At 47.8% G+C, this 7666-nt stretch carries 4 protein-coding genes and 2 pseudogenes; 2 read left to right on the top strand and 4 right to left on the bottom strand.

Annotated features, from left to right (window positions below):
• The 3 genes and pseudogenes from AXFE_RS16580 to AXFE_RS16565 all read right to left on the bottom strand — a co-directional run.
• Positions 1-595 (bottom strand): annotated as a pseudogene (locus AXFE_RS16580) (IS1634 family transposase); the annotation flags it as partial.
• Between the two features lie 605 nt (positions 596-1200).
• Positions 1201-2411, bottom strand: a pseudogene (locus AXFE_RS16570) (IS4 family transposase).
• Between the two features lie 830 nt (positions 2412-3241).
• Entirely contained in the window at positions 3242-3808 is a 567-nt protein-coding gene (locus tag AXFE_RS16565; protein WP_052607036.1) for a hypothetical protein, read from the bottom strand.
• A gap of 1598 nt (positions 3809-5406) precedes the next feature.
• On the opposite strand from AXFE_RS16565, the gene AXFE_RS16560 reads away from it, so the two are divergent.
• Complete coding sequence (locus AXFE_RS16560; protein ID WP_052607038.1) at positions 5407-5622, top strand: ferredoxin; 216 nt, start codon at positions 5407-5409, stop codon at positions 5620-5622.
• A 5-nt stretch (positions 5623-5627) separates the two neighbouring features.
• Positions 5628-6827, top strand: a complete 1200-nt coding sequence (locus AXFE_RS16555) for an NAD(P)/FAD-dependent oxidoreductase (protein WP_160291914.1) — start codon at positions 5628-5630, stop codon at positions 6825-6827.
• 116 nt (positions 6828-6943) lie between these two features.
• Here the strand turns inward: AXFE_RS16555 and AXFE_RS16550 are convergent.
• On the bottom strand, positions 6944-7666 hold a 723-nt coding region (locus AXFE_RS16550), incomplete at its 5' end, for a zinc ribbon domain-containing protein (RefSeq protein WP_152626180.1).

The raw sequence follows: 7666 nt of genomic DNA, 5'->3' as shown, positions 1-7666 counted from the left end.
CAATTGCATAGACCTTATCCTTGTGAAACTTAGAGAGATCGATACCACATATCTCAGGTAATGAAGAGTTGGAGTTGATATACGAATACGTCTTTCGATCAGATCCAGGATGAATAAGACGAGCTATTATCGTTGCCTTGGCAATGCCAAGAGATTCACCCGATAGACCTGCACTCTCTAGGATCTTATCGAAGCTAAGAGCTTCATAGAACGAGTTTCCTATGAGTTCTGGACCGATACTTCTACTATTGATAGTCTTAGCACTAGAGAGATCCACCATCTCAAGGTCAGCCTCAGTAGTTCTTGTTTCTTTAGCGGCTGCAACTTCGGAACGAATTGCATACTTAGTGATTGCCAGATCGACGTATCTGGCAATAATAGGATCTGATTCAAAGAGTGAGGTTACTCCAGAGAGTCTCTGGGCTATAGCATTGGCCAGAGCTGGCCACAATGACTTATCCAGGTCCAGTTCGGTCAAGGTCATTACTATACGTTGACGGGGACCTTTTTCACAGCGGTAGGACTCAACGAGTTGGTACTTACTGTAGCTAACGCCGGTCTTTTTATTAACTGTTGGAGTTTCACGGATAAACACAACAAGACAATAGCACCATGTCAGAGCTAATGCAAGTCATAATCAAAACTACTCAAAAATTAGGACACTACATTCGCGACCCAAAAAGACCTAATACCCATCTACCAGGGCATCTATAAATCGCCCAAGTCGAAAATCGCCCAAAATCCCCTCAAAAGGGACCAATTGGGGCGATTTTTCGGGAAATCTGCGAAAGAAGGGCTGAGAAATGTTCCACTGAAATAACATACGTTGGGGTTAGGGCCTGCCTTTTCACCGGTGGGAGTTATTGTCAGCGCGCATCCAATCTTAAAAGATGCGACCGTCGCAGGTAGCTTTTGGTCCAAGCTCATCAGCAACTTTGGCTTGTTTGTAATAACGATCTTTAACCAGCACTTCACAAATGTTGCTCATACCCAACTAGCCCCAATACCGTTCAGCTAGGTGGTCGGATTGTCGCGCGTGGCGGACCGCTGTGTTGGGGCCAGTCGGCATGATGGGAACGCTTCACTTGCCATTTAGGCATCTTGCGCTTGATTACCCGGGGATTGGATCTTCTGCGGCGAAGTGGATTCAGCCTCCGAAGAAGTGCAGTGATTGCCCACGTCCAGAGATGTGCGTTACCCTCAGGGTCGTGAGGGGGAAAAGGCGCCCTGTTGGGCCAAAGATCGGCGTGCTATACGCAGCGCTGTGATAAAAGATATCCTCTCGGGCTCCTTGTTTGCGTGAGCTGCGGCTTCGTACATCATGGTGCGAATCGCGTAGTGACAGCAAAGGTGTCCCCAGATCTCTTGTTCTACAAGTTCGGGAGACTTGGAACGCAACACCATCCGCGGACCGCGCTGGTGGGTTTTTAGCTCGTCAAAGACAGAGCCGATCTCCCAGCGCTTCGCATAGGCCAGAGCGAGTTCGGTTGCGCTGGCGACCGTCTGATCAAGAATGGTGGTAAGCAAGCGATAGGACTCGGGGTTCTTACGTCCATCGTCGATGCTGTAGTCGATTACCCTCACCACTGCCGGCTGCGCTCTTCGTCCTTGGTTATCCGATGGCCTTACCTCGGCCAACCATGATCCGTCGGCGAGGGTCTCTAAGTAGCGGGGTTTCAGGGAGGATCCCACTCGCCAGGCAAGATCCGCTCCGGAGCAGCCGCCTGGGTCTAGAGGTGAAACCCGTAGAAGCAACTATCGGCAAGTACGAGCATTCCCGGGCTAAGCCGACTGACAAGCTCTCTGGAGAGCTCTATCTCCCCAATGGAATAAGAACCAACGACAGCTTCGAAGACTGCGTGGCTTCCACGCTCGGCAAGAGCCACTATCCGAGCTTGGGGAAAGGCAGCCCGCTCACCTCTGCTCACATGAGCTCGGCCGAAATACTGGGAGTTCTCCTGGGTATCGGCGACCTCGATACAGGTACCATCGATGGCGACTATCCGCCGATTTGCCAAGAAGGCACCCTTGGCATCATTGGGCGCCAGTGGAACAGCTACCTTCGAAAAGAGTTCGCGAAGGGGCTGGGCGCCAAGGCGAGCCTGGGCTTGGAAGATCGCGGACTTCGATGGCGCTTGCCAGGTCTCATCCCATCCGGTCGCCCAAGAAAGACCGTCGGTCAGCTAGGCCATCACCTCTTCATAAGAGCCATCGGAATAAAGCGCCATCCCGATGGCGAAGTAGGCCATAACCCGAGCTGGCAAAGTTCGTTTGCGCTGCTCGGTACGGCCTGCAGCAGCGATCACCTTATCAACGAGATCGGCGGGAAAGACCCGGGTCAATACTCCGACCGATACTAAATCCGACAACCGGCGGTCTGTAACCGGCTTTACCCATCCAGCACGTGGGATAAGCACGTATTACACGCTTGTAACGCTAACTGAACGGTATTGCAGCTAGCCCTCGCCCCTTAGGGCCTTGTTGCTGGCAGTGTCGGCTTCACCTCACGGTTTGGCCTATGAGATTTCCCGCGGGTACTTTTCCGACAGCTCCACACCAGAGAATTACTCCTCTCGCATGTGTCGGTGGGCTTGTCAGCTGAATGACAGGTTCCTCCTTTCGGAACAGTTAAATTCGGTGACTTCATGTCGCACTGAGATAAAAAATCGTTGACAATGACACCTTTAACGTCAAGCAACTGCTTGACTAGAGAGTTAGCGTGCACGGTTAGATCTCCTAAATCTGTGTGTTAGTAACTTCAAATTTAGAGGTCACAAACCGTGCACGTTTCATTCAATGCTTTTAAAGACCCAAAAGTTCTTATCGTACAGGCGTTACTTATCGGTTATGGGGTCTTGGCGACCCACATGAGGGTTAGGAGAGCCCTTAAAAGTTCATCTCTATCGTGCACCTTTTGGATCTCATGATTGGCTTGCAGTGTCATTCAGTGAGTCAAAGCTCTGGGCCAAAGAACTCCGTGAGAGGAAGGGTTAAAGAGCATCCCTGTGTAGGTCAGCCGATTAAGAGCCATCTACGTTTAGGTTGGTGTCGCTTAAGTTGAAGTTGGGAGTTCAAAAGCCCTAGAAGATGCAAGTTGATGGGCTTTTGCAAAGGCGTTATATGGACAGCTTCGATATTCATATAACGTTCAATCACTCTTTATAGTCAGCCAGACCAAGCAAGAAGACTCATTGGTCCGATTTGGGATTATCGCTTGGGTGTGTTGAGTCTACTTGAGCACTTAGATAGCCTGCGATGCTGGGTAGGCACTGGTGGCTCCACCTTGAGCATAGCTGGGTCCACCAAGACCACCGAAGCCAGGGCCACCAGCGGGACGTGGGTTATTGACGAAGTTGGTGATAGCTGTATTTAGATGAGACAGGATCTGAGTGGCTTGAGTAGAGGTTATCTTTCCAGCGGTTACAGCGGAGTTGATATTTGCTGTAGCACTAGTTACCAACTCTGAGATCAAGGTAGATGGAGAGATATTAGCTGCCGTTGCTACTGCGGCTAGGGTCTTTCCAGCTTGCAAGTCTGCTTTGAGAGCAGATGTAGTTGTCTTTAGGTCACTAGCTGCAGTTTTCAAGAGATGATCTCCAGCAACAGCTCTCATAAGACCACCATGGTGTCCACCACTTGGGCTCGTCGTTGTGAATGAAGAGAGAGCCGCAGGTATCGATGTAGATGGGGTTGTGCTCGCAGATGATACCGCTGGGGTTCCAAGTGTTGCACCTGCTAGCCATCCACCGCTTATCGCCAAAACTGTAAGACCACTTGCTATCTTTGCGTTTAGTTTAATTTTTCTCATTTGAACTTCCTCTGAGAACTAATCCCCATTAATTTTTGTCTTTGGCGGTTACGAGATATTATTAGTCACGTAGAGTAATATTAACTTTTTCCGTGAACCCATTAGTGACTTCATTTAAAATCCTACGTGTTTCTATTGTCTTTTCGAGTTGGGGTTCAGAGCTATAATATTCCAGCTATAAGCAGTTATAGTTCCCAGGTCATTGCTTATGCTACAACGGATTATCCATTGAAAAGTGTTATCTTTCGATAGTTCTTATTTTAGTAAGTTATTGGATCCGAGACAGAGTGGTGGCTACATCTAATAAAATATCTCGAGGGTGAATTTGGGCTTTATCTTTAAAAAACGAGAGCAGTTTTGAGCCATCGTTCGAATCGATACAAACTATTCCGTTCCTAAAATCTCGATCATCGACTTGAATATTTCTAGCTCGCTCAATTAGTCACCAACTTATTAGGGGAGTTTTAAGATTGGGATTTATCATTTAAAGATCCCAGATACGAGAATGCGTTGTGTCTATCTTTCAGTCAAACCATAATAAGGATTTATTGGAGCTACTTTAGTGACCCATTTTTTTTACTGGAGGTTGTCGTTGGGAGCTTACTTAGGATGATGCGTCTGAAAAGGCAGTGGTAGCCTAGGTTACTTAATGCGTAAGTGGGAGTAAGACTGGTTCACTGGAACTTTCTAAGGTGGCACTATTAGCCATCAGATCAATCTATTGGTCTAAGTCGATATTCCTGTGCTTGAGTAGCATGGATTCTAATAAGCCTTCGTGAATTCGAACTGGATAGATTCTCTTGGTTCTATGGACTGGCTGCATAGGAGCGATGAATTATAGGAAAATTCTCATTTATATTTAATCTTAACTGGTTTAATGCCGTCTTTATTTTAGGTAATGATAATTAATTTAATTTGCGAGCGAATTTTGCCAGCCGGGAGCTTCTCTCCCAATTCGCTGACAGATATTTATGGTGGTTTTGAGGTTTATACAAAATCAATTAGATGCGATTTCTCGAATATGATTAGGGACGTCAATGATGGATGCGATTATTGATCTGAGATGGCTACCGTTATCGGGCGTAAAATTTATGAGTGTTAAGTGTATAAGTCCTTGATAATTATTAGAAGTGCTTATACACGTGCGATCTTTGTGTGAGTCCTCTACGTACAGCAATTACGGGCGATAGCGCGTGGGTGATGGCATTGTGGGTTGCGGTTCAGTCCAAGGTAGTAAAAGTTAGAAATAGCTAGCAAGTAGGAAAGTTGTCCTAAGTGGTGAAGTGCTTAGCCCATCGCCCAAGATGAGGCATTGGCTAAATAAGTCAACCATCTTTTAGGATTGTGGAGCCTTGGTTTCTGGTTTGACGGTATTGCCATTGGGCCATATTGGAAAAGGTGGGTCATTGCCACAAGCCATAGTCCTCAGGTGGCGATTTTGAGCAAATTACTATTGATTTACCAGGTTATGTCGATAATTTTTCATAAGAGAAGTTGACGATTCAAAGTCATATGCATCTTGGCACTTTAGTTTTTGAATTAGTTAGAGAAGATTGCCCTTCTTGGGTGGATCTATAAAGATAGGGAGAATAAGAATAATGAAGGTAACAGTCGATCTTGATAAGTGTTCGGATCATGGTCAGTGTGTCTTTGCGGCGCCAGATGTCTTTGCCCTTAATTCGAGAGGCGAATTGACCTTTAGGGACGTCGCGAAAGGTACTTATGTCTCAGGTGAGCTCGATGAGGATCTTCGCGACTCGATCGAAGAGGCGATAGATGTATGCCCAATGCAAGCAATCGAGATAGAGGATTGACGTCATTGGAAAGATCAAGGGTCGTCGTTGTCGGAGCTTCGCTTGCTGGGCTTCGCTCGGTGGATTCAATATTGCGGGCTGGATATTCGGGTGAGGTGATCTTGATCGGTGACGAAAGGCATCCACCTTACAATCGGCCCCCACTCTCGAAAGAGGCACTTTCATCGTCAGAAGGGTTTGATGCGATCAAACTTCGTTCTTCGACCAAGCCGGATTCATACAAGATGATTTTGGGCGTTGGGGCACGAGCGTTGCAATTAGAGGAAAAGACGGTAATCCTTGAGGATGATACTCTCATAGAGTTTGATGGTCTTGTAGTTGCTACAGGTTTGCGCAGTCGTGCTCTGGCGATTCCAAAACCCAAGAATGGCATATTTTCCCTTCGGAGTTTTGACGATTTGGAAGCTATAAAAGGTGCTTTGATCCGAGCTGGAATGCGAATAGCAATTATTGGTGCAGGATTTATTGGTGCTGAATTGGCTGGTACCCTTACTAATTTGGGCCATATGGTAACTATAGTCGCACCCGAAGAGGTGTTGATGCAAAGGCCGTTGGGCAACGTTTTGGGAGGAGCTATAGGACGTCATCATCGAGAAAGAGGAGTGGAGCTTTGTCTTGGTCGCCTCCCGCTAGAGATCGAGAGTGGATCCGATGGTTTTACCCTTTATTGCGATGACGGTACTATTATTAGGGCGGATCTGGTTATAGAAGCGATCGGTTCGATACCAAATGTGGAATGGATGCAGCAGAATGGCCTTGATTTGGGTAACGGTGTTCTCTGTGATGAGACCTTACGCTTTGGCCATGGTGGAGCGAACTTTGCGGTTGGAGATGTGGCTCGCTTTCCAAATTTAGCTTTCGATGAGGTTCCACGTCGAATCGAACATTGGGGAATTGCGGTGGACTCCGGTCGCTATCTCGGTAAGGCAATGGTAAGCCTTTTGACATCGGGAACCATTCCAACGTCATTTAAACCGATGCCGGCATTTTGGTCCGATCAGTTTGATCTTAGGATTCAGTCTTTTGGAATTCCCGGATTAGTCGTGGACCCTAGTCAAATTCGGATTCTGGAAGGTGATATCGATACCGAAGTAGCAATGGGCTACTTCCAAGAAGAGACCATGGTTGGCGTAGTTTTGATCGGATTGGGACAGAGCCATATGAAATACAGAGACGAAGTTGAGAAGTCTCTAAAGTCACGTTAAGAGGTCGTCAGTGGTAATCTCCGCCAACTTCTTGGAGTAATTAGTGAACCTCCCCGCCCTTACGGACGGGGCTTCTGGCTCCGCCGTTTGGTTGGGGTTACCAAGCATCGCTCCCGTCACGCCACCACGACCAACTGGTCTGGTACCGATGAATCGGTACTGGTGGATGAGTTTGCTAGCTTCGGCTTGCTAATCTGAGTTGCCTCAGACAAGGCCCGGTTCTGGGCACTACTTCGGGCTCTGGCCTTGCGGCACTGCACCTTGGGGTGTGCTTCACGTTGATCAAGTGACCAGCGCTCGACAGCCCGGAGATACGTGACTCGGACTTTTATGTCCGGTCCAATTGGAGTGTATTCCCCGCATAACGCCTTCTGGAGGATATTGATCGCTCCTACAGCGTCTCGATGACAAGTAAAACCACAAATAGGGTTCTTGCATCGGTAGGGCCGACCTGATGGTCGATTGCGTGTCAAGCACGCTGGACAGGTCTTGGTTGAACCTGATTCGTTCAGGAAATCTAGGTCTAATCCGGTCTTGTCTTTGAGGTAGCGTTCCTGTCGACCCCTTGACCACTGGGAGAGTTGTTGACGACCGTGGCGGCCCATGCGCCGCTTGGACTTGGTCTCCTTCTCAATACCCCTCACGTCACCAACTATAACTCTGGCGGTGTTGTGGCTAATGACGTGATTGGCCGCCTTGTTGGAAACCTGATGATCAAAGTCACGAAGCGATAGCTTTGCTTTGGAGTTGATCTTCTTCTTCGCAGTTACCAGCCTTTTATGCTTCTTAGATCCATTCTTGCACTTGCTGATCTTGTGCTGTAGTTGACCGACGGCCTT

This window comes from Acidithrix ferrooxidans (assembly GCF_000949295.1).
Lineage (GTDB): Bacteria > Actinomycetota > Acidimicrobiia > Acidimicrobiales > Acidimicrobiaceae > Acidithrix > Acidithrix ferrooxidans.
Note: the sequence above shows the minus strand (reverse complement) of the source record. Positions and strands in the feature narration are given on the sequence as shown.